The 23571-nt window shown below is 55.8% G+C and carries 18 protein-coding genes, 1 tRNA gene and 5 pseudogenes; 7 read left to right on the top strand and 17 right to left on the bottom strand.

Features of this window, described 5'->3' with window-relative positions:
* Window positions 1-72: 72 nt before the first annotated feature.
* The 3 genes and pseudogenes from H9K76_RS14130 to H9K76_RS14120 form a co-directional block, all read right to left on the bottom strand.
* A pseudogene (locus tag H9K76_RS14130) lies at window positions 73-180 on the bottom strand (LysR family transcriptional regulator); the annotation flags it as partial.
* Between the two features lie 8 nt (window positions 181-188).
* Window positions 189-608, bottom strand: coding sequence for a hypothetical protein (locus H9K76_RS14125; RefSeq protein WP_187596024.1), 420 nt, complete (start codon window positions 606-608; stop codon window positions 189-191).
* 43 nt (window positions 609-651) lie between these two features.
* Window positions 652-2091 carry an MFS transporter gene (locus H9K76_RS14120; RefSeq protein ID WP_187596023.1) on the bottom strand — a complete coding sequence of 480 codons (1440 nt, stop codon included), beginning with the start codon at window positions 2089-2091 and terminating at the stop codon, window positions 652-654.
* Window positions 2092-2209: 118 nt separating this feature from the next.
* On the opposite strand from H9K76_RS14120, the gene H9K76_RS14115 reads away from it, so the two are divergent.
* Entirely contained in the window at window positions 2210-3037 is an 828-nt protein-coding gene (locus tag H9K76_RS14115; RefSeq protein ID WP_187596022.1) for an AraC family transcriptional regulator, read from the top strand.
* Between the two features lie 239 nt (window positions 3038-3276).
* Entirely contained in the window at window positions 3277-3699 is a 423-nt protein-coding gene (locus H9K76_RS23700; protein ID WP_187596021.1) for a GNAT family N-acetyltransferase, read from the top strand.
* A gap of 908 nt (window positions 3700-4607) precedes the next feature.
* On the opposite strand, the gene H9K76_RS14105 is transcribed toward H9K76_RS23700, so the two are convergent.
* The 6 genes from H9K76_RS14105 to H9K76_RS14080 form a co-directional block, all read right to left on the bottom strand.
* Complete coding sequence (locus tag H9K76_RS14105) at window positions 4608-5150, bottom strand: hypothetical protein (protein WP_187596020.1); 543 nt, start codon at window positions 5148-5150, stop codon at window positions 4608-4610.
* Window positions 5147-6253 carry a hypothetical protein gene (locus H9K76_RS14100; protein WP_187596019.1) on the bottom strand — a complete coding sequence of 369 codons (1107 nt, stop codon included), beginning with the start codon at window positions 6251-6253 and terminating at the stop codon, window positions 5147-5149. Before H9K76_RS14100 ends, H9K76_RS14105 begins: the two co-directional genes overlap by 4 nt.
* A gap of 1031 nt (window positions 6254-7284) precedes the next feature.
* Window positions 7285-7356, bottom strand: a tRNA-Arg gene (locus tag H9K76_RS14095).
* Window positions 7357-7424: 68 nt separating this feature from the next.
* On the bottom strand, window positions 7425-7730 hold the full coding sequence (locus H9K76_RS14090) for an FHA domain-containing protein (RefSeq protein ID WP_187596018.1): 306 nt from the start codon (window positions 7728-7730) through the stop codon (window positions 7425-7427).
* A 224-nt stretch (window positions 7731-7954) separates the two neighbouring features.
* Window positions 7955-8215 (bottom strand): hypothetical protein, encoded by a 261-nt coding sequence (locus H9K76_RS14085; RefSeq protein ID WP_187596017.1) that lies wholly within the window; start codon window positions 8213-8215, stop codon window positions 7955-7957.
* A gap of 275 nt (window positions 8216-8490) precedes the next feature.
* Window positions 8491-8766: a hypothetical protein gene (locus tag H9K76_RS14080; RefSeq protein ID WP_187596016.1), complete on the bottom strand. Its 276-nt coding sequence runs from the start codon at window positions 8764-8766 to the stop codon at window positions 8491-8493.
* Window positions 8767-9038: 272 nt separating this feature from the next.
* On the opposite strand from H9K76_RS14080, the pseudogene H9K76_RS14075 reads away from it, so the two are divergent.
* A pseudogene (locus H9K76_RS14075) lies at window positions 9039-9509 on the top strand (integrase core domain-containing protein); the annotation flags it as partial.
* Here the strand turns inward: H9K76_RS14075 and H9K76_RS14070 are convergent.
* The 6 genes from H9K76_RS14070 to H9K76_RS14045 all read right to left on the bottom strand — a co-directional run bounded on the left by H9K76_RS14070 (window position 9481) and on the right by H9K76_RS14045 (window position 16113).
* On the bottom strand, window positions 9481-10314 hold the full coding sequence (locus H9K76_RS14070; RefSeq protein ID WP_425489705.1) for a transposase: 834 nt from the start codon (window positions 10312-10314) through the stop codon (window positions 9481-9483). The pseudogene H9K76_RS14075 and the gene H9K76_RS14070 sit on opposite strands and share 29 nt — an antisense overlap.
* A 328-nt stretch (window positions 10315-10642) precedes the next feature.
* Entirely contained in the window at window positions 10643-10873 is a 231-nt protein-coding gene (locus H9K76_RS14065) for a transposase (RefSeq protein WP_187596014.1), read from the bottom strand.
* A 96-nt stretch (window positions 10874-10969) separates the two neighbouring features.
* Window positions 10970-11695, bottom strand: coding sequence for an IPTL-CTERM sorting domain-containing protein (locus H9K76_RS14060; RefSeq protein WP_187600643.1), 726 nt, complete (start codon window positions 11693-11695; stop codon window positions 10970-10972).
* A 71-nt stretch (window positions 11696-11766) separates the two neighbouring features.
* Window positions 11767-12357, bottom strand: coding sequence for a hypothetical protein (locus tag H9K76_RS14055; RefSeq protein WP_187596013.1), 591 nt, complete (start codon window positions 12355-12357; stop codon window positions 11767-11769).
* 424 nt (window positions 12358-12781) lie between these two features.
* The gene (locus tag H9K76_RS14050; RefSeq protein ID WP_187596012.1) at window positions 12782-13039 is read right to left on the bottom strand and encodes a helix-turn-helix domain-containing protein; all 258 of its coding nucleotides are present in this window, start codon (window positions 13037-13039) and stop codon (window positions 12782-12784) included.
* Between the two features lie 851 nt (window positions 13040-13890).
* Window positions 13891-16113 carry an IPTL-CTERM sorting domain-containing protein gene (locus tag H9K76_RS14045; RefSeq protein ID WP_187596011.1) on the bottom strand — a complete coding sequence of 741 codons (2223 nt, stop codon included), beginning with the start codon at window positions 16111-16113 and terminating at the stop codon, window positions 13891-13893.
* Window positions 16114-17021: 908 nt separating this feature from the next.
* Between H9K76_RS14045 and H9K76_RS14040 the strand changes: the two genes are divergently transcribed.
* Window positions 17022-17495: a hypothetical protein gene (locus H9K76_RS14040; RefSeq protein WP_187596010.1), complete on the top strand. Its 474-nt coding sequence runs from the start codon at window positions 17022-17024 to the stop codon at window positions 17493-17495.
* Window positions 17492-21481: an IPTL-CTERM sorting domain-containing protein gene (locus H9K76_RS14035; protein ID WP_187596009.1), complete on the top strand. Its 3990-nt coding sequence runs from the start codon at window positions 17492-17494 to the stop codon at window positions 21479-21481. The genes H9K76_RS14040 and H9K76_RS14035 overlap by 4 nt, the downstream gene beginning before the upstream one ends.
* A 67-nt stretch (window positions 21482-21548) precedes the next feature.
* Here H9K76_RS14035 and H9K76_RS14030 read toward each other — a convergent pair whose 3' ends face one another.
* A complete protein-coding gene (locus H9K76_RS14030; protein ID WP_187600642.1) occupies window positions 21549-21725 on the bottom strand; it encodes an IS66 family transposase in 177 nt (58 codons plus the stop codon).
* Between the two features lie 183 nt (window positions 21726-21908).
* On the opposite strand from H9K76_RS14030, the pseudogene H9K76_RS14025 reads away from it, so the two are divergent.
* Window positions 21909-22444 (top strand): annotated as a pseudogene (locus tag H9K76_RS14025) (transposase); the annotation flags it as partial.
* Here H9K76_RS14025 and H9K76_RS14020 read toward each other — a convergent pair.
* Window positions 22443-22658, bottom strand: a pseudogene (locus H9K76_RS14020) (transposase); the annotation flags it as partial. The pseudogenes H9K76_RS14025 and H9K76_RS14020 overlap by 2 nt on opposite strands.
* A gap of 180 nt (window positions 22659-22838) precedes the next feature.
* Between H9K76_RS14020 and H9K76_RS14015 the strand changes: the two are divergent.
* Window positions 22839-23509: pseudogene (locus H9K76_RS14015) on the top strand (IS5 family transposase); the annotation flags it as partial.
* Between the last annotated feature and the right edge of the window lie 62 nt (window positions 23510-23571).

The raw sequence follows: 23571 nt of genomic DNA, 5'->3' as shown, positions 1-23571 counted from the left end.
GAATTGCTTGGGCACCACCTACAGGGACTGCTGCATCTGCATAGCGTTGAAGTCCGGCATGAACGGCACCATGATCGCTCGTGACAGCGGTAATTGCTCGATATTCAGCCGCTCGGCAGCGCGTGCGAAGTGGAGTTCTTTGGCCACTGCCTGAAAGTATCGGAGGTGGCGCATTTCCATTGGAGTATCTACTCTGAAGGCGCTGCGTCGTGAGCAAAGAGTTGCTGTGCGACTTGTATAGCATCGTCGGAGTTTTCGACGGTTCTGAGCGGCACACCGAAGACTTTGGAAAGGTCCACTTCCCTTGCGCGAGCGGCTTCACGTTCGCTCGCATCTGGCTCGATACTGATGAGCGCACGGCACACACCGCCGAGACGTTGTTTGTTTGCTTTGAACCACAGGATGCGCCATTTGCGATCTTCGTGATCCTCCGTCTCAGGTCGGCCGGATGGGAAGATAATGACAAATGGCTGCTGTTGGTCGATCAGTCGCTCTAACTCGGCCTCCCACTGTTGCGCATAACCGGGCCGGATGGCGTCGTTGCGCATGGTGACGATTGGGAATTGCTGGATGTCGTAGATTGAGAACGTAATCGGATCAAGCATCATGTTTTACTTCGAGATTGAGTGTTCGGGAAACATGCGTTTCTCCCTAGCTGCTTGAGGTAGACGTACGATTTAGCAGCAGCGAAGCCAGCGCAGAGACGATGCTGACCAGTCCCGCGATCAGGAATGCCATGTGATATCCGGCCAGTTCAGCAACTTGCAGCATCTCGCCAGCCGTCAGGTGAGTCATGGTTACGCCATGAGCCACAGAAGCCAGGATGGCAATGCCAATGGCCCCCCCCAATTGACGTGACGTGTTTTGCAAACCTGCTACCAATCCAGAATCCTGACGCGGAACGCCAGCCAGCACGGCCTGGGTCGCGCTCATCATCACCAAGCCGTTACCTGCGCCGACCAACAAGGTTGGCAGCAGCAATTCGGTCGCATACACCGGATGCATGGGCAGCCAATAAAGCCAGATCAACCCCGCTGCCGCGATCAAGCCCCCAATCAGCGGCAAACGGGTGAAACCGGCATCACGCAGAGAACGGGAAGCCATGGCCGCGATTGCCAGGGCAACAGCCATCGGTAATAGCGCCAAGCCCGTTTCCAGTGCGTTGCGGCCATCTATGCGCTGTAGTGCCAAAGACAGAAAGAACGCCGACGCCGTAAGAATTGCGCCAAGGCCCGCGACCATGACCATTCCGATAGGAACATTGCGCAATCTGAAGATGCCAAACTGGATCAGTGGCTGCTCGGCGCGAACCTCCCTGACGAGGAAAGCCAGGAACATTACCAGCGCAAAAACCATTGCGCTGAATACGATCTTGTCGCTCCAACCCGCATGAACCGATTGCGAGATGGCGTAAAGAAATGATGCCAACGACAGTGTCACCGTGATGGCTCCTGGCATGTCCAGTTTGTCCCTTGGCGTATCCGGATGCAGTGGGCTCAGGCTGAACATGACCGTCACGAACAGAATCAAGCCAAGTGGTACATTGACGAACATGACCCAGCGCCAATCGACCAAGCTGGTCAGCACACCGCCGATGACCACCCCGAAAGCAGATCCCATCGCAGCACACGCTGCCCAACAACCAATCGCTCGATCTTGACTGGCTCCACGGGGATGAGCAGCCACGATCACAGCCAACGGTGACGTTGCCAGCGCTGCGGCACCAAATCCTTGCACTGCGCGAGCGATCAGCAGAACTGCGCCTGATTGCGCCAAGCCGCCCATCAGGCAGGCGCCAGTGAACAACGCCAAGCCCCATAGCAACACGTTTCGCCGACCGTAGATATCACTGGCGCGAGCCGCCAGCAGCATGAACCCACCAAGCAGCAAAAGGTAGATATCGACGACCCATTGCAGCTGTTCCGCAGACAGCCCCAGGTCATCTCTCATTGCAGGGAGCGCGACACTCACGATAGCGCCGTCCATCACGACCATGAAGGCGCATAGGCAGGCTACCAGGGTGGCAACCCAAGTTGAAACCCCCTCGCGTAAAAGCGACGGAGGCATTACTGGTGAAGAGGTGGAAGACATGTGTACCCGATCCTGAATGAACAATGGTCAATCAATCGTTATGCAACTTGCAGATAGGCCATTGTGGAAGAAGGCGGGTAAACTGATATAACGGCAAATGGACTAAAAATAGTGAAAAATGGCCAATACGAATGGTCTCGCCCAGATATTCCCAACTGTTGATCTCAGCGAGTGGATTGAAGGGCCTTCTCTTATCGCTCTCAGGGGCAATGACAATCCCGATAACGAATTTCAGCTCGGGACGCGCGAGTACGACTGGCATCAGCATGCGAGGGGCCAAGTCTTCTGTGTCGAAGCGGGGATGATTCAGGTCAGGACACCACATGGTTCATGGCTGCTGCCCCCACACCGTGCAGGCTGGATACCGCCAAACGTCGCGCATCAGGTGCGGGTAAGTGGGGCGCTGTCGGGCTGGAGCTTGCTCATCACGCCAAAGATAGGCAGACAGCTACCGAAACAGCCGTGCGTCATCGGTATTTCAGAGGTCTTGCATGCTCTGGTGCGGCGTGCGGAGAATTGGGATAATCAAGCGCAGCTCACACCGGAGCAGGCGCGCATCGCCACAGTCATCATCGACGAAATCCGCCGCGCACCGCACGAGTCGCTTCACATTCCCATGCCTTCCGACCCGCGCCTGGTCCGTGTGGCTCAGGCGATTCTGGAAGATCCTGGCAGCCCGCGCACATTGGAGGATTGGGCGCAGTGGGGAGCCATGTCGGCCCGAACCTTGAGGAGGCTGATCCTGTCGGAAACAGGCTTGAGTTTCGCGCAATGGCGCCAGCAGGTGCAGTTAGGCCATGCGCTGGAAATGCTGGCGCATGGTGCATCAGTGACGGATGTTTCCGATCAATTGGGCTACGCCTCGCCAAGCAACTTCATTGCTATGTTCCGTCGTGCCTTCGGAGATTCGCCTGCACACTACTTCTTGACCAAAACAGGAAGTTAGAGATGGTAATGCGAAAAGTGTCGAACCTGCTGGTCCGCACTGCTGTTCACGGCTAGAGTGAGGCTTGTCTGGCGTGCTGCTTTTCTCGGATTTTTAGACCCTCATGAATATCCATGTTTTCATAGATCCAGCCAGTGTTCGTTCGGACTGCGGCCTGATCGCGACACCGATTTCAGGAAGACATGCAGCGGTATTACACAGTAGCGCTGTCTCGCTATAAAGCTAAGGCTCTCTGACACATGGTCACTATCCGCCCCGCCACAGCCGCAGATGTCGGCGCACTGCAGACGATTTATGCGAGAAGCATTTCGGAAGCTGTATGGCTTCCTGAGAGAGCAAAGATAAGCCCTGTATTTGCCGACGCTTCAATTGGCGAACTCGTTCATGTAGCTGTGTCAGCGTCTGACGTTGTAGTTGGTCTGGTGTCGGTGTACGTAGCTGATTCATTCATTCACCATCTCTATGTACACCCTGACGCGCGCAGAAGCTCTGTTGGGCAGGCTTTGCTGGCATCGCTTGGCGCCTGGTTGCCACGGCCTTGGCGCTTGAAGTGCGTTCTCCAGAACTCTGAGGCACTAAGGTTCTATCGACGCGGCGGCTGGAGTGAAGTCGACTTTGGGGAGTCAGAACATGGGCCATTTGTGGTCCTGTCTTTCCCGTAGAGCCCTAAACAGTCGCCCAAGCCAACTCGCATCGGCAAACCACCGCGCGTGGCTCAATTCAAACGTCAGGACTCGCGAGACATGCGAAAGACCCGACTTGCGTTATCCGGCCTTTTTGCCGGATCTTTTTGCGTTTTGGATTAGGCCGCTGAAGTGAAGAACGGCGGCTATCGACCGAGGCTGTGTGGAAACTCAAAAACTTCATCGGCATCTCAGTCAACGAATCGATAGATTTCTCCCCTTTCCTAGCGTCGAAGATTTTTCCAGCTATTGATGTTCTCGGAATTCATGACATCACCGGAGCGTAGCCTGCATCCAGCATGCGGCGATGGGCTTTCGAGATTTTGAGGGCAGGGAACGCGGGAAGGAGGGCAGTCGCCTGTATGGGGCTTTCACTCCCTATTTCTTTGTCTATTTCTTCCCCCATTTCACTGGAGGCACCATGCCGACACCTGTTTTTAAACCTGTATCAGCCTCACAGGCCAGACGTCCTGCGCTACGCTTGGTTTCCACACGGGACATGCCGCGTGAGACCTGGCCGGACGTGCACCGCATGCAACCAGGCTCGTTCTCTGTTGCTGATTGGGCGAGAGTTGCAGCCTACCTGGGCTTGAGGCTACGGAGCTAAAGCTGTACTCACCGATGAGGGGAACTGGATGGTCCGCGGTGTGGATGGTCAGGCGTGGACGGGGGTGTTCAGCTCACTCATCGTCATGGTGCCACGTTGAGGCGAATCCACTTGGATCCCGACATGTTGCCTGCCATCGGGCCGGTCATTTCGGAAATCTTGTCAATCGTTACCCATCGCGAGCTCATTTCCCTTGCTCCTTCCTGATCCTGTTCACCTTGCGCAGTGCCTGTTTTGCAATGTGTAGTTTTGTTTTGCTATAAGCGAAATCACACGGCTCTCAGTCCATCTTTACGTTGTAAATGCTGGAAATAATGCTGTTTAGCACGCGAAGTGCATTTGCAATTCGAGGACGATCGATTACGATTTTTCGATGCAAGAACGCAAATGGAAACCTATAGATGTTCAGTTTCAGCTGACGGCCCATTTGCGGAGTTTTGCAGCAAGTGCGAACGTGACTGTTCTGTGGTTTTGCGATGCCGTCCATCTGATCAACGCGACAAACAGAGGAAGCACGGTGCTTCTTTTTGTTCATAATTTTTGGCGGTGTCTTGCGGCTGAAACACCAGAAGTTCAAGCCACTACTTTGCAAGCGATTCGTGCCTTTGTTGTCGAGAAGTACCGATTTCCTGAAGACGCGTACACATACTTCATTGAGGTGCCAAATTTTCTTGAAAACAGCTGAGCGCGCAGCTTTGTCGATCCACGTCCTTTGCTGATTTACGCGTGTAGCGATCAGCGCCTCCGCGGTGCCGGTGTAGACAGCCTGGCGGTGGTCGAGCTGGCGCATAACGCCGGGATGGATCTCGATGTGGTCAGTCATTCAAACACCCTCATCTTTCTTGCTTCGACTGCTCGGTTGACAGCGTCATCCAGCATGTCCTTGGAAACGGTCAAGACGGTGAGGCTTGCGCACAGGAGCATGCATCCCAAGCGATCATTGATGTCATCCAGTACCGCGATTACCTTTGCGATTTCTGGGGACAGATACGACGTAGTGCTGTTCTCCCATGGAGTCTCGTTGCCGGCCTCCTTCTTGAACAAACCTTCGAGCCGCTCCATCAGTGAAGTAAGTCCCCATACCGCATCGTCTTCGTTCGGAAGCGCTGATGCATCGATAACGTTGAAGGCCTCATTGATCAGCGTGTGCGCGTCAGGGATTGCGTGCAGCAGCGATGACACATCCTGAGTCACCACAGCCTTCTTGTTTGGTGTCTGGTGGACAGGCTGATGCCCCACAATAAATCCGTTGATCCCGCGTGATGTCTCATCCTTGAGAAGGTCTGCCAGTACGTCCCCCACCTCAGTCAGCAGGCGCTTTCGCTCTCGCGATGGCACTTCGTCGGAGTGCATAAGCGCTGCCTTGGCGATCGCGGCGATGTCATACAACTGGCCTTCTGCAGCATCAACAGTCGCGTGGGTCTGCGCGAGCACATTTGCGATGCCTGCGGCGGTGGAAAGAAGACGATTGCTGTCGTCGTATTCAGCGCCAGCTTCTGGCGTCTGCAGATCCTTTGGGGCAAATCGCATCGTCTGACTGAACAGATGTGCATGCTCTGGTTTGTGGATCGCGTCCTTTCCTTCAGCCTCTACAATGCGCTGCAGCTTATTGCCCGCACCCCCAAAACGTGGATCGACACCGTCGGGGCCAGGGGGCAGAAAGCGCGGATTTATTTCGGGCTCATAGCTAACCGGATGCTTCATGGCCGTAACAAGGGGAATGCTTACTGCTTCGTCCTCGGAGGGCTGATTGATGCTCTTCATGATCTCGGCTTGGACTTCATTGGGGATGAGTTCCACCGCCTCGTCGATCAGATTCACCAGGCGCCTAGGTATGTCATTGCGACGCATCAGCGCCCACACTGTGCTCGCATGCTTGAAGCCGCGCTTCTCGGCCTCATGGAGGGTGCGCTCGACGATCCGCATGGCATTTGTGCGGCCCTGCGGGGTGGTCTACCTCGTTCGATGCATGCACTCGACCACAGTCAATGCAGGTGTAGGAGCCGGCGACCAGTGCGGCCCGTCTGATCTTCATCCACGTGCTGCCACGGATGCGAGGGGTTGCCCCAGCCTTGGTGTCCAGCAGTCGAATGCCTGTTGTGCCGAGGATGGGCAGTGAGGACTTAAGGGTTTTGAGAGACATAGCCCCCACCTTCCGATCGATTGAATGGGCGACCCGATTGCACCAATCTGCATTCGTACCTGGGCATCACTGTCACGATCTTGCCAACCATAACGGGTTGACTCCATTCCGCACACGTTCGCCACCTCGCTCCGCACAAGATGGCACGCATCCAGCGAGCACAACAAACACCAGGATCAACACAAAAAATTTGAGGGATCGATTGGTTGTCATGAATCCGCCTTGATTGATGAATGCACCCATCGGACTACCCGCCTGGGCTGAGTTCTGCCGTTCGCTCTGCAAGCGCCCCATGAGCTTGGGGTAAGGAATGCCCGCGCAATCAAACCTCTCATGCGCGGCCCAGGCTTGCTCCGGGTCGAAATGAAAAAGCCCCGCGTGATGCGAGGCTCAATGGAGTTAGGCGACTTGACGTGACGGCACTTTCTGACCCAACTTGCAGTAAATTGTGTGCAGAGGGGGCAACAACTCCAATCATTCAGGAGCGAACATGGCCCGAACAACAGATATCAGCCGATGGCTCGACGCGCTCAACCTGCGCGACCCCGCTGACATTTACGCCCTCTATTGCTCTATTGACCAAGAAGGTTCTTTCGCCAGCTTCAGAGCCAAACGAGCTCCAAGCAGGGCACTTATCGTCAGCGGCCCTGAAGGTGTTCCGAACCTAGTGCTCGCTTCGGAAAGTGCCAAGACTGCTGCTCTAAACCTTATATGCAAAAGGCATGTTCATAGTCGAATGGATATTGGTACGTGGCATGCCATTCAAGCAAAGCGCTCTGGCGACTAGCCACTGCTCGACCATGCGTCTCAATCAGAGGCCCGGAAGGAGTCTAGCCCTCATCGTTCGGTTCGTAGCCGGAAGTCCTGTCCATTGAACGACAAGCCCGTAAACGCAAAAGCCGCCCACTAGGGACGGCTTGGTAGATCCATTGGCAGTAACTTAGACGGGTCAGCTCATTCAACAGAGCCTTGCTTGACGATGATTTCGAAAGGGCCGACCTCAACCACATCACCAGTGAACAGTATCTTGTGTCTGACTGGAATCCCATTCACACGAATCCCGTTCGTGCTGTCGTTGTCTTTCAGACTCACGAGATTTGACCACCGCTTGATCACGCCATGCACGCGGCTGACAAAAGGCGATGGAAGGTTGATCGCATTCCCCGGCTCTCGACCAAAAGTGTTCAAGCCTTGCTCCAACGCGATCAAGTGAACCTCTGAGGAACCTTTTCGTTTTATCTGTATTTCTGGATTGTGCATCTCCGCCTCCCAGTGCCCAGCTATCTCACCGCTCTGGTAAAACGCCACTAGGCACACGATGCAACAATCATAGTTGTTAGCTAACAAATCAAATACAACAATAGTCAATAGAAAGATTCTGGACAAAAAGCAAAAGCCCCGACCGATCTCTGATCGGAGCCTTTGCCACTCTATCTATCTCTACCTACGTCTTCGGCTGCCATTAGGCAACCGGGGCGCACGACTTAGTGTGGCGGAGTATAGGCGCGGTTATGGCAGGCTTTTCGCAAGTGCCTGCTGAAATAGACGGCCCAAAAGCGCCTCAGCCCCTCGGTCAGATAGCCCTCCCACTGGCTGGCCGTGATGCGCATGTGCCGGCGCGCGACCATGGGGTGCCGTCGCTGCGGCACATAGATCGTGAACAGCACCATCCGGAATTGCTTGGGCACCACCTGCAGGGACTGCTGCACGTGCATGGCGTTGAGGTCCGGCATGAAGGGCACCATGGACGCGCTGTCTCGATCCGGGTCCACCGCAGGCGGCGGCACATACTTCCCCTCGGCGCTCGCGCAATGCTGTTTCTTGTACCGGTCCTGCGCCCACTGCACTGAACCCCGCGCACCTCGTTGGTCTTCCAATCCCGCATGGGCACAACGAGTGCACCATCAGGAGCGACCAGCCCCTCCATTTGAGTGAAGCCTTTCAGGTACAGATAGTTGTGCCTGGCCGGCTTGGTCTCGCGCAGCGTCTCCGCAGCTAACACGGCGGCGCGCCCGCGCTTCTACTCCTCTGCTTTTCGGGCTGCATCACGCTTTGCTCGCCATGCGGCCTTTCCCGCCTCTGTCCATGGCTTCGCGTTCGGGTCGTTGAACCACTGCACGCGTGCCTCACCATCCCAGGCGAACACCCAGCTCCGTTGCCCATCCCAAAAGTACGCGCTGTTTTTGCTGCGTGGGTGAGCCTCCGTAGGACAACGCTTGACCTTCTCACTGGCGTACAGCTTGCCCGGGGCAATGTCCACGCCGTGAGCCCGAGCGAAGTTGATGAATGTCGTCATGCGGCCGCCCTCGATTTCGCACGGCGAATGCTCTCGGCAGTCAAGCGGCTGCGCACAGCGTCAGAAATTTGCACCTCAGGTGCGCCATCAAAGCTACAGGAGCGCGGGCGCCAATCACCCGTCCAGTCCTTGAACTTCGCCTTGCAGAACGCCTCCCTGCGCTGAATGCGAGGGTGCGCGTGGGCGTATGCCACGAGCTGGTTCCACAGATGCCAGCGCGCATCAAACAACCGCTACAGGCTGCAGGCCAGCCCAGCCAGGGGTAGCGCTGCGACTTCATGGTCGATGCACTATGGTCGGGACGGCGCTTCAGGACCTTCAACGTCATCGACGAGTTCAATCGTGAGGGTCTGCGCATCGAGGTCGATACCAGTCTGCCTGCTTCGCGTGTCATTCAAGCTTTGAACGAGTTGGTGGAAGTCCGAGGTGCGCCGGTGTCGATTCGCCTGGACAACGGGCCCGAGTTCATCGCCGATGCATTAGCGAAATGGGCGCAGACCAAGGGCATTGCCCTTAACCATATCCAGCCTGGAAAGCCTATGCAGAACGCCTATGTCGAACGATTCAACAAGACCTATCGTACCGAGGTACTCGATTGCTACGTCTTTGACAACCTACAGGAGGTACGTGACATGACGGTCGACTGGCTGTACCGCTACAACCACCATCGACCTCACGAAGCCCTCGGCCGAATCCCGCCTGTCGAGTACCGTGTCAAACTGTTCCCCAACCTCTACTTCTGACTGGCTCAGGAAATCGTGGGGACTTCAACTTCTTGATAATTCCGTACGCCATGCGCGCCATCTTGGCCGCCACGGCCTTGAGCGCCTTGCGCTTGAGGTCGGGGTCCTTGGGGTTGCAACTGACGTATCGGTCGTACTTCTCCCGAAACGAGTTCTCGCGGATTCGAATAGCCTCGACGGCGGCCAACCAGAATGCCAGGCGCAGACGGGCATTGCCCCGCTTGGAGAGCTGCTCCCGACCGCGATGGACACCCGACTGGCTCTTGGCCAGGTCAAAGCCGCAGAACTTCAGGAACTGGCGATGATGTCCAAACCGGCGCAGATTCCCGGCCTCCGCCAGGATGGTCAATGCAGTAATGGGGCCGACGCCTGGCAGCGACATCAGGTTGTTGTAGTCCGCATCGTTTGCCAGCAGATCCTGCGCTTGCTGCTCGAGCTGGTTGCGCTCGTGGTTGTAGTAGTGGACGTAATCATGCACGCCCGCTTCGAGCGCATCAATGCTGTCGGGTTTGTCGAGATGGAAGTACTCGGCTTTCAGTGTGCCGAAGTAGCTTTCAATCGCTGCGTTGTCGAAGCAGTTGCCTTTGCGGCTCATGCTTTGCTTGACACCATGACTCGCCAGTATCGCTCTGTAGGGCTGCATCTTGTAGTGCCAACCTTGGTCGGAGTGCACGATCAGGCCAGCGGCGCAACTGGTCCGCGAGAGCGCGGCCTCAAGCATGCTGGAAACCATCTCGAAGACCGGCCGCCTTGCCATGCGGTACGCTACGATCTCGCGGTTATACAGGTCCATGCAGGCCGACAGGTAGAGCTTGTGGCCGCGTACATTGAACTCGGTGATATCGGTCGCCCACTTCGGGAGTCACGCTGCAGAACGTTGGGTACCTGCACATCGTCCGTGCTCGGGACACGCCAAGAACGCTTCCTCGCCCGGATCAACGCATGCAGCCCCATTTTTTGCATCAGACGCGCTTTGTCGGCGCAGCTGCTGGCGCAGTTGCCAGACGCGTTCGAGCACTTCAACGAAATCCATCCATTCTCGAGTTTGAAGATGATGTCGCCCAGGGAATTCCGAAGACGGCAGAATCACCCCGCCCACGAGGGCTAATGTAGCGAATGGACAGGGTCCGGGACTACAGGGGCAAGATCACCTGATGAGCCAGCACCTGGAACTTGAACTGCGCACTGTACGCGCTGCGCTTAGGGCGCAAACCGTCGATGTCGTGCAGGCGGTAGTGGCTCACCCATGTGCGGATCTTCTCCTCGGGAACCGACCACCGCCGAGCCAAAAGCTTCGCGCCGCCTTCGCCTGCCAAGAAGCTTTGGACCACTTCCAGCTTGAACTCCGTTTTGTACTCCTTCATGAAACGCCTTGAAGTTTGTCCAACTTATGGGGGGCAGTTCAATCCCGGGGCGATTCACTTCGTGCACAAAAAAGCCCACCGAAGTGGGCTTGATTACTATTCAGTGATTCTCTTTCTTGTGAAGAATCCTGCAAATCCGATCGTCAAGGCAGAGAGTAGCAGGAGCCCCCAGTCGTTCAACGACGGCACCGGCGTGGCGTTGTTGCTCCCTGGATTAGTGGTGCCAGAATTCACAACTACGGTTACTTTTGCCGTAGCGCACGCAGGTTGAGGATACGGTCCTTGTACTGTACAAATTTGATACTCGAAGGTATCTATACCTGTGAATCCAGTGGCCGGATTGTACGTGGCAGTGCCATCGGCGTTATAGACAACCGTACCGTGAGCAGGAGCAGAAACTTCTGTGGCCACACCGGCCAGTGGTGCGTTGGCAGGGGCAGTAGACGCATCATTGCCCAGAATGCTGATCGTCACCGGAGTATCTTTTTTTGTTGTGGCTGAGTCTGCGGAGGCGCTAACTCCCAGAACACTCACACTCACTGTCGCAGTCTTACACTGAGTTGGTGCTGTCTGCACACACACTTGGTAGGTGAATGTGTCGGTGCCGGAGAAGCCTGCATTGGGCGTATAGATAGCGTTGCCGGAACCATCAATGGTGACGGATCCATTAGTAGGTTGCTGTGTAATGGTTGGCGTTGTCAGACTAGTAGCGGGCGAGGAGGTGGTGTCATTCGAGCGCACGTCAATAGTCACCGGCTGGCCTTGAGTGGTGTTGCCAGTGTCATTGATCGGGTTGGGGGTTGGCGGGATGCCGAGCATCATGTCGACAGTGGAATGTCGAGGCAGGCCAAGCTCCTTAGATCTGATTTCACAGACATCGTTAGTTTTAACGATCAGGCCCGCAGTAACGCCAGGAATACCACCAGCGACAGGGCTCGCCAATTTCCAGAAGGAGTCCGTAGCGCCCGCAACGGGGGCGTTTGCACAGGGTTGTTCGCTGTTGCTATCTGCAAAAATTCAACGGCGGTCGCGTCAATTTGAGTACCGTCACAACGGTAGAAGCGATACTCCATAGCATCGGTACTGTCGAAATCATGGCTGAACAAGGTCGTGCCCCAAACCATAGGGGATTGAAATTTCACGGAAACTTCGCCAGCACCAACTTCCCACACATTTCCTGGTTCTGTAGGAAGGCCAATGTTAGGAGGAAGATCAGTTGAACCCATTAAGTTGGTGACCGTGCTGCCACCCCAAGTTCTCCATTGGCTTGGAGCTGGGTCCAGAGTGTTGATCTCGAATGCGACACCTCCTAGGGTCGCATTGATTGGAACTCCCGCAGTCGGTGTAGTGACTCGTGTCCCAAACTTGGCCATTTGCCAGCCGGTGAAATATTGGGAATTTGCCATCACTGGTGCTTCAGCATAGGCTGCCGCGCAAGCCAGCAATGCTCCGCATAGTGTCCAGATCTTGTTGGTCGTTCGCATCTTGATCCTCAGAAATCGCAAAAATTAACTGATGTTATTAGCCTATTAGTTTTTGCAAATTGAGGGTTGTCCATCAAGTATTGTTGACACTTACTTTGCTTTTCAGCCACACCCATTCCCATTGTCGACAGTCATGCACCTAGCGCCGCTACAGTGCGTCGGTTGCCTCGCTCTGGAGCGGTGTGCGAGCGTCTGGCGAGCCGTTCTGGGGCCACATTGGAGTGTGTGGAAAGTGGCTGCGAGGCTGGGAAAAAGTTCCCGCAAAGTCTCCGATGGGATGGAGAAAAGCCTAAGTCATTGGTTTCATTGCAAGGCAATGGCCTCTCCGACAGGACTTGAACCTGTACCTAGGTGTTGCTGAACGGCGCGCAGCCTTATCAAGCTACTGTAGTTTCGGATGCGCTAGAGGCACCCATTGGTTGTCCTAGATGCTAGGTGGTTTGATCAATGTCCAGGCTTTCACATCCAGCGCTTGCGCGATCCGCTCGATATTGGCAAGCGACACATTCCAGCGGGACCGCTCCACAGCTGATACGTAGGTCCTGTCCAATTCGCATTCGAGCGCCAGGCGCTCCTGCGACCAGCCTTTCTCAACGCGTTTGAGACGCACCCAGTACGCAAACACATCGCGCAGGTTGTTCGGATCGGGAAGATGAGTAGGGGGAGTGGGTTTGGCAGACACTCCCTAAGCATCTGTTTTTGATAAATTTACATCTACGGAGTTTGCTTCACATATTGGTGCAGGAAGAAACCTAATCTGGCATCGGCCCAGCATCTCCCCGTACCGAATACCAAGAAAAGGAGTGCGCGCATGCGCTTGGAGCGTCTGTTGCCTTGGGTGTGGATGCCCAACATCGCTATGGCAGGTAGTGGAGGGGGAGGCGTCGTCCTGGGTCTGATCATCTTTTTGCCCATCCCGGTATGGGGCTTCATCAAGCTCTGGAAATTCTGGTTCCAGATGATCTTTGGAGGCCTGGGGCGAGCACAGCCGCGGCAAGGCGGCCTACACCCCATCGCCCAGCCCATGGTGCAGGCTACGAAGGACTGTCCTTACTGCGCAGAACCCATTCTGGTCAAAGCCAGGAAGTGCAAGCACTGCGGCTCTGATTCCTGTTCTCCGAGTGTGGGGCTGACATCGCTGCCCTCCTTGCTGACTATGGTCGGGCTGGTGCGAAGCCGCAGGCGTCAACGCTGAACAGAGAGCCGCCTATGGGCGGCTCACGCCCCGGCAGGCTTCCCGAGCAGGCGGCGTCGGCGTGGGTCAAGTCATACAGCGCGCTCACTTCGGCGTCTCGGCATCCGAGATCCGCGCGGCGTTCTGCGATCCCACCCGCCTGATGTCCCCTGTGGATGTCGTGAATAAGAGATTTGACAAGAGCTCTATCCATGTTGCTTCAACACGGGCCGTTCGCGAATGGGATATGTGCGGAACGCCAGAGACCCCACATGCCACATTTTTGCCGATATACCGGAATCGCGGGCATGAAGAAAAGCCCGCCGGGCTATGGGCGGGCTTTGCATATCGAGAGCCAATTAGCTGGCACGTCTACGGCTTCGCGTGAGCCCGAACATCCCGAGTAGCGATGACAGAGCGATCAGGCCCCATTCGCCGAGCGTTGGTACGGGAGTGGCAGCAGGAGCAGGCAACGCAGTGACTGATACAGATTGGCTCACAGGAGTTGCTGCAGTGAAGTAGTCATTGCCGAGCTGATTTGCCTCAATGATGCAGGAGCCAGTGGCTAAGACTCGCACAGCGCTTCCTGCCATCGTACATATGTCAGGAGTGAGGCTTGTATAAGTAACTGCTAAGCCAGAAGTGGCAGTGGCCACGGGAGCCAAATTAAATGAGCTTCCAGTTACTACGCTTTGCGCGGTTTGAGCCGGAAAGCTAATGGTTTGTGCACTTTGCACTGTCACGTTCTGGGAAACCTGGGGTGCGGCATTGAATGCTACGGCGCCCACCGTGCCTCCAGCCTGATTGGCTGCGATCGTGCAAAGACCTCCAGCTACTGGCGTCACAGTAGTACCAGACACTGTGCAGACGGAAGGGGTCAGACTGGAGTAGGTTACGGGTAACGTCGAGCTGGCAGTAGCAACGGGATCAATGCTGAATGTTCCACTTGTCACATTGCGTGGTGTGGTTTGTACTGGGAACGTGATGCTCTGATCTGGCGGCGCATCGATTTGCATGCTTTGTTGCACCGGAGCTGCTGCTTTGACGTTGTATGTAGTTCCACCGATCACTTGTGTTCCAGCAGCTGCATTTGCCTCAATCGTGCACAATCCAGAAATTGCTGGGGTGACTAGAGTTACCACACCGGTCGATGCGTTTACGGTGCAGACAGATGCTGTCAAGCTACTATATGTGACCGGTAGGCCTGCACTGCTGCTGGTAGGTGGAGCAGCTGTCCAGGTTACAGTGGCACCATTCATTGCTGAATAGACGGCTGGATCTGGTTGAACAAAGTTGATGACTTGAGTCGTGGGATCAAGCTCCTTCAGGCGCGCAATGCCATTGCGCGCCATGCCGGCCACGCTGGTAAATGCGCCACCCAAATAGACCGTGCCATCACTATTGGGCAGCACGGCCCATACTGGTAAATTGGTGCCATTGGACGTATCGAAATCCGCGTCCACAGTCCCATCGGCATTGAAGCGGGCAATGCCGTATCGCACAACGTCCGTGCCGACAGTAGCATCGGTCGCAACATCACGCTGCCCCACTACAGTGAAGCGGCCGCCAGCGAGAATCTTCTCCTCACTCCCTACCGTTTGCAGTGCAATAGAGTAGCCCCAATCATTGATGAATGGATTGAAGGCGGTATCGGGTGTTCCATTGGCGTTCAGCCGCACCACGCCGCGATGCCACTCGTCGGCAAATTTAAGTGGTCCCCCGTTGACCACGATTTTGTTGTCCGCCTGGATTGCGATTTGGTACACGGGGAACAATCCACCAGAAGAACCATTAGGGGCCGATGGTGCATTTGCATTTGGCACAAAGGTTGTGTCCAGCGTGCCGTCGGCGTTCAAGCGCGCTACTCCGCGAATGGTGGTGCCTTGCACCTGGGTGAACGATCCTGCAATCACGATCTTGCCATCGGCTTGCAGCTTCACATCCTCAACGCCATCGTTGGCCCCAGTTCCCACATTGAAGCTGGTGTCCAAGGTGCCATTGACATTTAGACGCGCAATACGATTGATAGGAGTGCCGTCGATGGCGTTGAAATAGCCCACGATGACAATCTTGCCATCCGGCTGCACAGCGATACTGCGCACATTGCCATTGGCCTTGACTCTCCCTGCAGGCGCGTTCTGGAAACTGGCGTCCAGCGTGCCGTCGGCATTTAGGCGGGCAATTCCCCAAAAGGGTGTCCAAGTGGAAGCACCTGTCGGCATAACGGCGGTGAAAGCGCCACCAATCAATATCTTCCCATCAGCCTGCACTGCAAGAGTTTTTACAAATAAATTGGTGGCCACCTTGAGGGAGGTATCCAACGAGTCATCTGCATTGAATCGCGCCAACCCCTGATAGCCCGCTTGACCTTGTACTGTTGTGAAAGCTCCGCCGATAACCACACGGCCTGAGCTGTCCTTAACCATTGCGTAGGTTTCAAGATTGGTGCCGCCCGTAGATGCGAAATTGTCTGGGGTGTAGACAGCACCATATGCCATGCACAATGAGCATGCAAGCACAGTTGCTACCAGGCTTTTTAGAAGTGTTCTTTTTTGGCGTTTTTGCGTCAAGACAGACTGCATTGGATTACTCCATCTTTATTTTGGAAAGGTATAGGCAAGAAATTATGGGTGCTTTCTTTTTATTGATGTTTGGTTAATTTATTTTTTCATTGATTTTGTGATGTCTTGGGAGGTTTTTTAGCATTGCTTGCTTTGGCGCCTCAGGAGTGATAAGGCCCACTATGGAATATGGATTTCCATGGGCTGTTTAGTGGATGGGGAGCCAGATGCGGGGTGTAAGATATTGTCAGGGAAGGCGCTTGTTTCGTCGAAATTCAGAAAAAAGCTGTAAGTGATGGCGGTCGGATGCGGGCTGGTCTAGAGGGGGGGGCTGAAAAACTCACTTCTGGCGCCGTGCGCGATGAAGGCGCGCATTTAAGGCTGCGATGGATGGCTGTCCGATGCGGCACCGCTTCAGAAGGTGTTGCAAACACCTTGTTCAAGCGCTCCCAGGCTGTTTGCAAACGTACCTATGCCAGAACAAGGCCCAGAGCTTTTTGCGTGCCCTCCACAGATTAACTTGTACAAACAACGTCACGATCTGTCCGGGGGATGCGGATAAAAACTTGGACTGGTTTACACCGCAAGTCCAAGGCTCGCCCGACAGGGCTGAGAGAGCCAATGGATATCTTGATCCGCTCCCTGGACCTGGGGGGCACACAACTTGATTTATAGAGAATAGGACCGTCGTACCTACTATCTCAAATACGTCTTTTCACTTGTTAACAATCCATCAGAATGTCACCACAGCCGGGGAAAAAGCTGTCAGAACCATTGATTTTCTTAGTAATTAGGACATCAATTGTCTGTTTTTTTTGCGTGATTAAATAAAATAACTATCAACACCACCGTTTGATTTGTTTTGCAAAAGCGATCCATAGACATTTCTTATAGACTGAAGCTTCTGCAACTTGTAGATACATATCTGCATGATCTGGCATCACCAGCACGAGTGCCTGCAGCTCGATCCATCGCTGGTAGTTTCTTTTTCACTAGAGCCCAACCATTCCATGCGAATTCCTTTGCATGCTTGCGCAGCATTACCCATGTCTCGTTCAGAGCATCAGCCAGCAGCAAGCTTCACGCCTCCATCTTCGTTCCGCATTCGCTTGCTCGCCGGCCTGCTCGTTGCCGCGGTATGGGGAGTGACGAGTGGCAACGCCCTGGCCGCCACGGAATTGGATCTGCAAGTCAACCACCAAATCCACTCATATGGCAACGACGCTGTCAACCCGCAAGATGGGCCGGTAGGCGGCAAGTACACCTTTAGTACCGAATCTGGCATCAATGGCAGCAGTGGCACTGTGACCAACGCTGTGCTTAAGCAGAGGCTGCCAGAGGGCGCTATTTTCCTGGGTATCGCAGCGCCAGCCGGGGACAATTGCTCGGGTCAGCCCCCGTGAATCAACCCGTTCCCGCCAATTCGATCATCAGTTGCACGTTTTCCACCTTGTTGGCCGGTGCGCCTCAGCGGGTGGATTTCAACGTCATTCTGCCCGTCAAAGGCCTGGCCACCAAAGCCTTTGCATCATTAGCATCGGCTGACAACGTCGATAAAAACCCCGACAACAACGACAACATCGAACGGAACATTACGCTGTACGAGCGTGCTGATCTGAGCGTCAAGTTCGCTGGCCCTGCCAACGGCAGCACCCAACAGCAAGGCATGGTGGTCAATTACGCCATCCAGGCCAGCAACGCCAATTCGCCCTATGCCTTCCCTCTGGCAGCTGGTGAGAAAGCCGTGGTGCGCTTTGCATTGCCCGCTGGCACATCTTGGCAAGGGGATCCCATATCTCCTGGCAATGTCTGGTCATGTGTCAAGAGCAACGACACGACCTCCACTCCACCCACTTCGGCGCAAATCTGTACCTACACGGCTCCAGTCGGTGGTATTGGCAAAGGCGTGGATTTGCCACTGCTGACCATTCCTGTGACGGTGACGGAGAGCTCGGGTAATACCGATGCCACGGTTTCGGTTGCAGGGCAAACCTCAGGCGGCATCACATTCGTCGATTCCGATCCTGACAACAACAATGACAAGGTAGGCATCACGTTCGCCCCCAACACCCAGCTCGATATGAAGCTGGCCAAATCTGTCACTCCGACAGTGTTGGACAAGAAGGAAACCGCCTCCCAGAACGTCACCTATACCATGAAGGCCAGCCGCAATTCTGGCGGGATGCTGCCTTCGGGAGCCATCTCGATTACCGACACGCTGCCGGCAGGTATCACGTACGGTGACGCCAGCCAAGCAGCAAAAGATGCGGGTTGGTCTTGTAGTGCGGTGAGTCAGGTCCTGACTTGCCTCTTCACAGGCACGGTCAATGGAGATGGCAGTCTGCCCGACTTGGTGTTCACCGCAGCTGTGAATGTAGGCGGTGCTGCCATTAATCCCGTAACTGGCAACACGGTGCTGACAAACACGGCAACGTTGGATGTAGAAAATGAGCCCGCTGCCAACAAGGGGCCTAACAATCAGTCCTCCGCCAACGTCACCATCAGCGACAAGGCTAGTCTGAAAGTCGAAAAGGCAGCAAGCGTGACTGGTGCCATCAAGGATCGCACCCAATTTAGCTGGACGATCAAATTAACCAATACCAGTGACGTGAAGGTGCTGGCGACCAATACCGTCACTGTGAGCGACGAGTTGGATCCAAAGCTGGAATATGTGAAAGATGCCGCGGCTGAGGCACCTTGGGTCTGCACGGCTTCCCCCGCAGCATGGACGACAACCACGCCACAAACAGTCACCTGCACGTTGAATGAGGAGATTGCCGAAAACGCTGTCAAGAACTTGAACATCAAGGTTGAAGCGCATATTCCGAATGGACAGGATTGGGCCACGATCCAGAATACGGCATCAGCAGCCTGCCCCACGGGCCGCACCTGCCCGGGTCTTGGAACGGATGGCTTCTTATCCAACAAGAGCATGGTCAACCTGTCTGAAAAGGTGGCGGACCTGTCGATTTCTAAATTGGCTGCAGTCACCCCAGATTCCAGCACCTACGGCCCGACAGCCTCAGGCGCTGAAGTGGAGTACACGCTGAACGTCCAGAATGCCATTCCTACCCCACTGCCCAGCGGCATGTTGGTATCGGACTTCCAGACTGCCCAGACCGTGGTGGTGGAGGATGTAATCACGAACCTGTTGAACGCCAACGAAAGCGCTGCCGCGCATCCAGTGACCGGCACCCCACGCTATAGCAACAACCGCTTCGTGGAGGCCACGTACACCCCTGTGAACGGCGTGACTGGATCATGCGATTACTCCACCACGGGGCTGCCTGCAAACCAGGTCAAGGTCACTTGCACCTTGAACAACGTTCCTGTGGGCAATACCGTGTATCCCATCACTATCAAGGCACGTCAGTTCGTGAACCCCACAGGCGACGCCGACCAGCCAGGCAAGATCACCAACACCGCCACGGTCAAATCGGATGACACAGCCGAGCACGATGGCGGCAATAACAGCTCCAGCGCAGACGTCACGCTGACGGCGCTGACTAATTTGAAAGCGTCCAAGACGGCAACACCGATCGCGGCATTGGCTGGTCAGCCTGTCACCTACACCATTGGCGTGCAGAACCAAGGCCCTTCGGCGGCCCGTATAGTGAAACTGGTCGACTCCCTGCCTGTTGGCATGATCTGGGTCACTGCACCCAGCACTACCAACGGCAGTACATGTTCCCTATCTGGTGGTGGCGTGATCGCTGCCGGTGCGAAGGTGGAAGACGGCAAGAACACCTTGACTTGCGCATGGCCCGCCAATCAAGCATTTGGCGTGAGCACTCGCACCATTGCTTACACTCTGCGTTCCGCCAATACAGATTATCCGGCATCGGTGACCAACAACGTGCAGGTAGAAACGGCGACTCAGGAAACCATTCCGCTGGCTGATCCGAATACGGACAATAAGGCCAGCCAGATTGTGACCCTGGACAAGCCCCAGTTGGACGTGCGCATCACCATGGAGCACACGGCTGACCGCCTGCCGATCAACAGTGGCGCCAGTAGCCGCACCGAGTACACCATCAAGGTGATGAACAGTGGTGCCTCCACCTCGTACGCCACCAACGTGCAGATGCTGGACAAGTTCCCCGCTGCGGGCTCGACTGCAGGCTTTGTGCTGAACGGTGCAGCCGTGACCAGCGTGGTTTCCCTGGGCAAGGACGGCAAGCCCACCAGCACCAACCGCTTTGACCCGAGCCTATGCACGTTCAGCGCGGATGGACTCGTCTGCAACTTCCCTTGGTTGGCTCCTGGCGAATCGGCCGAGATCAAGTTCGAGATGGATGCAGCGACCATCAACAATGGTGACTTGCCTTATGGCACCATCCGCCACGAAGCCAGTGTCAGTGCCGATGGTGAATACCTCCCTAATCTGCCTGCAGGCGAGGACGTGACGGATAACAACAAGGTCACGGATCGCACCTCTGCCTATGACCCTGCGAGCGGTTTTGACCCTGATGAACTGAAAGATGTGGATCTGTCCATCACCAAGACATCGGAAGCTGTAAATGCCACAGTAGGCGATACCATCGCCTACCGACTGACGGTGAAGAACGAGGAAACTGCCACACCACCTAAGCATTTGACAGGCGGCAATGCCAAGGTAACTGATGTGCTGCCAGAAGGCCTGGAATTGCTGTTGCCAGCGCCAAGTCAGTGCAACTACAAGGCCGCGACCCGTACTCTGGAATGCACGGTGACCGACCTGAACCAGGGTGCGTCGGTTGGCTTTGACTTCAGTGCCAAGGTCAGCACCCTGGCACAGGGCCAGACGGAAGTGGTCAATACGGCAACAGTCACCAGCCCGGGCGATCTGAACCCGTCGAATGACCGCAGCGAGAAGAAGGTCCCTTCGACACCACCTGCGGTGGATCTGTCGATCACCAAGACCTCTGACACCACCAGCACCAAGGTGGGCGGCACCATTGCCTATCGCCTAACGGTGAAAAACGAGGAGACCGCGACCCCGCCCAAGGACCTGAAGAATGGCAACGCCAAGGTGACTGATGTCCTGCCAGAAGGTCTGGAATTGATGCAGCCCGTGCCGAATCAGTGCACCTATGCAAGTGCGACGCGCACGCTGGAATGCACGGTGACTGACCTGAGCCAGGGTGCGTTAGTTACCTTTGACTTCAGCGCCAAGGTCAACACACTCGCTCAGGGTCAAAAAGAAGTGGTCAACACGGCTACGGTCACCAGCTCAGGTGACCCGAACCCAGGGAATGACCAGAGCAAGAAAGTGGTGCCCTCGGATCCGCCCGTTGTGCCATCGCCAACACCAGTTCCCACCCTCTCCGCATGGGCGATGATGGTTCTGTCGATGATGTTGGCTGGATTTGCACTGCGCCGCATGGCACCGCGGAGCTCCCGCCGCTAAGCGCTGCTACGCACAGTGACCTGAGCACTGCCGTCGCAATGCCCATGAGGGGGTTGCGGCGGCTTTTTTATAACCCGTAACCGCCGCCGCACGTTGGCTCGCGCGCAGGCTTCCTGTGAACAGCCAGTTGTTGACCCCCGGCAATGGGCCGGATCTGGTTTTCGATCCAGCTGTTGTCCACAGGCAGTCGCCCGTCGGTAGTAAAGTGGGTGAGCGCTCTCCGGTGGTTGAGACTGTAGCCTATGGCCTAGGCCGTCGCTGAGCTGTCGAGTAGTTGCTGACGTTGCAGCAGCATCCATTCATGCAGTGCGTTGAGGATCGGCTGGCCGCGCTCTTGCACCATCATCTTTCGTTCCCGGTGAGATAGCCCCTGAATCTCCGAACACGGTCGATCGCTTATCTTCGAGATAGGCATAGGACTGTGCATGTGACTAGGCATACAGAGACGATTGAGATCATTACCCGAGACCAGCGCAGGAGGCGCTGGTCTGCTGCTGAGAAGGCGGCAGCCTTGGTTCGCAAGACGTATGAACCCGGCATGAGCGTCTCGCTCGTGGCCCGCCAGGAGGGCGTGTCGGCGAGCTTGCTATTCACTTGGCGGCGACTCGAGCGCGAAGGCGCGCTGGTGGCCGTGAGCGCGGGGAAGCGGTTGTTCCAGCTTCGGAGTTGACCGCAGCTCGCGCCGAGATCACCAAGCTGCAACGCGTGTTGGGCAAAAAGACCTTGGAGAACGAGATACTCAAGGAGGCCGTGGAGATCGCTGCAGCAAAAAAAATGGATTGCGCGCTCGCCCTTGTTGCCCGGGGACGACCAATGAAGCCGGTCTGCTCGGTGCTGGGCGTGGCGCGCTCGAATCTGCATGTGCGGCATCACCGCCCTGGCCACTGGCAGGAAAGCCGCAAAGGCCGCACTCCAGCCCAGGGTGAGGCATTGCTGCTGGCCTCGATCAAGGAGTCCGTGGCAACAGTAAGCCGAACAGACATTTGATGGTCAGGCAAAACTGGATAGCAGTATCTGACAAGGTGCGATTGCGGCCACGCTTGCCGCTTGGAGGGGCCAACCACTGCAGTCCAAAGTCCAGCCAGATGGTCAAGTCGCCTCGGGCCTTCAATGCTGCGTTGTACGCCTTCCAGTTTGTGGTGCGGTAACGCTTGCGCCCCCAGCTCGATTCACTCATCAGGCGAGCCTACCGCACTGCAGAGCTGGAGTTGTGCAACAACGCCGCTCGGAGAAAGTACGCCCCAAGGCCGATCCATCGATTCGGACTCAACCTTTGCGTCTGAGCTACTCAATTCGGAAGGCGTTGCGGTGATGCCTGGTAGTGCCTTTGGCGTACCTGGTCACTTTCGAACGACCTTTGCCTCTGCGGCAAACCTTGGGCTTGGTGCAGTCGTTACTCAAATTGATGGGCCTGCCTTGGGCTGCGCCCGACTACAGCACGGTGTGCCGTAGGCAAAAGAGTCTGGATGTTCTGGTGCACTACCGTCCAAGCAGCCAGGGCCTGCACATGCTCGCTGACTCCACGGGCATCAAGTTCCTGGGTGGCACCGTCAATGGCGCAAGGTGCATCTGGGTATTGATGCCGACACTATGCAGATCCGGGCCATCGTTGTGACCACCAATGAAGTCGGTGACTCGCCAGTGGGTGCCGAGTTACTGAATCAAATCCCCAGCCATGAAACTGTGGTCAGCCTCACGGGTGATGGAGCGTATGACACGCAGGATGTGCATGAGGCTTGTCACAGGCGGGGAGTCATCCCCGTCATCCCGCCGCGCAAAGGACTGGCATTCACCCATCGCAATGAGGCAGTCAAGGCATGCAAGCGATTGGGTCGTGCCATCTGGAAACGCTGGAGCGGCTACCACCGTAGATCACTGGTGGAGACGAAGATGAATTGCTTCAAGCGCTTGGGTGAGAAGGTGATGTCCAGGACATTTGAGCGACAAGTAGTCGAGCTCAACATTCGGGCATCCATCCTCAATCGCTTCACCGAGCTGGGCACGCCCCAGACGGTTGCCCTGGCATAACTACGTCTGGGGTTTGGGGAGACTCAGCCTCAGACCGATTTGAATACGAAGGACTTCCCACC

The organism is Diaphorobacter ruginosibacter (genome assembly GCF_014395975.1).
Taxonomy (GTDB): domain Bacteria; phylum Pseudomonadota; class Gammaproteobacteria; order Burkholderiales; family Burkholderiaceae_C; genus Diaphorobacter_A; species Diaphorobacter_A ruginosibacter.
This window is presented reverse-complemented; position numbering and strand designations above follow the sequence as displayed.